The sequence below is a fragment of the Methanoregula sp. genome (genome assembly GCF_002835825.1).
GTDB lineage: Archaea > Halobacteriota > Methanomicrobia > Methanomicrobiales > Methanospirillaceae > Methanoregula.
On the sequence record NZ_PIZH01000482.1, the window covers coordinates 1 to 1,551 of the forward strand.

Annotated in this window: 2 protein-coding genes; both read right to left on the minus strand. The window is 52.8% G+C overall.

Annotation, left to right across the window (positions count from 1 at the left end; genetic code table 11):
* Positions 1 to 103: 103 nt before the first annotated feature.
* Positions 104 to 616, minus strand: coding sequence for a nucleotide-binding protein (locus CW742_RS12510; protein ID WP_292420856.1), 513 nt, complete (start codon positions 614 to 616; stop codon positions 104 to 106).
* A 22-nt stretch (positions 617 to 638) separates the two neighbouring features.
* A complete protein-coding gene (locus CW742_RS12515; RefSeq protein WP_292420858.1) occupies positions 639 to 1,517 on the minus strand; it encodes a formate/nitrite transporter family protein in 879 nt (292 codons plus the stop codon).
* Positions 1,518 to 1,551 lie beyond the last annotated feature (34 nt).

The window sequence follows — 1,551 nt, forward strand, 5'->3', positions numbered from 1 at the left end:
GTGGCACTGCTGCTTCGAGGTAGCGTTCCCGCACCCGGCCCGGTACTTCTGCACTGCATGTCGTAGTCATGGAAAACACCCGTGTATAAAATCCCGGGTAAACTTAACTTTCTGGTTTTTTCCCCGTTTTCCTGATGGAGACACAGTTGATAACCGGGTCACCGGTAACGATATATCGCCGGATGACCTGCCCGAGCACTTCGACGATATCGTTCACTTTGATATCTTCTTCGGGGCTCGTGAACATCTTGACCGGTATTGCACCGCTGCGATCTGCAACGATATACTGCGGCCGGTTCAGGAACTGGAAACGGGATTGCTCAACAACACCTTCGATCCGGACGATCTTGCCTATCATGCTCTCGTTTATCAGTCTCACTCGGACTGTTTTTGCCTGCCGTTCGTATTCCGGCCTGAGATCCGCATACTGCCGCTGGCTCATGTAGTTGAGGGCAACGGGAAGGATAAGGAGCATAAAAAGAACCGGAACAAGCCAGATCAGGTGTGACCTGACTACCGGACTGAATATTGAGGCGATTATTACAAGTATAGTAAAGATTACAAAGACCGCAATTGCGAGAATTGAGACCTTTACATCAACATTTCCGATCTTCATCGAAAAATGTTATGTTGGGGATCTACTTCAGCGCTGCGATCTCTTTCCGGAATGCAACCCAGTAGATAACACCGACGAAGAGCAGGCCTCCGACAATGTTACCAAGGGTAACCGGTATAATGTTCGCGGTCCACATCGTGACCCAGTTTACGCTGGCAACGATCTTGGTGGGATCTGTAACGAATCCTTGTGCGAAGATACCGGCAGGGATGAAGTACATGTTCGCGATCGAGTGCTCGAATCCGCTGGAAACGAAGGCCATGATCGGGAACCAGATACCAAAGAACTTGCCGACCGCGTCATCTGCACAGATACCGAGCAGGATGGCGAGGTTGACCAGCCAGTTGCACGCAATGCCCTTGAGGAACGCAGACCAGAAGCCCATGAGGCCGACATATGCGGTCTTGGCTTTGGCGATCGCGATGGCACGTGTACCAAATGCTGTCAGGGTACCGACACCCGCAGAGTCGAAGCTTACCAGGGGTCCGTTTGCCATGATGTAGGCAAACACAACGGAACCGATGAAGTTCCCGATGTATACCCAGAGCCACAGGTTCATGACCTGTGCCCAGCTGATCTTGTGGATGAACGCGGCCATCGGGGCGAGCATCGCGTCGCCCGTGAAGAGCTCAGCACCGGTAAGCACGGTGATAATAAGCCCAACAGGGAACACAGCACCCAGGATTAACTGGGAAAAACCGGCACTTGCCGTGCCGAATGCAAGCGCAGGATCGCTTGCCATGATACCGGTTGAACAGACCGTCGCAAGAGCAGCACCCATGGCGATGTACGCGCCGGACATGAATCCACGGAGGACCATGTTCCAGGCCGGCAGGCCAACTTTGTACTTCCCGGCATCTCCGGCCTTGGCCGTGATAGCTACCGGTGGATGAAACACCATTTTTTTACACACCTCTGAATCAATCACCTATACC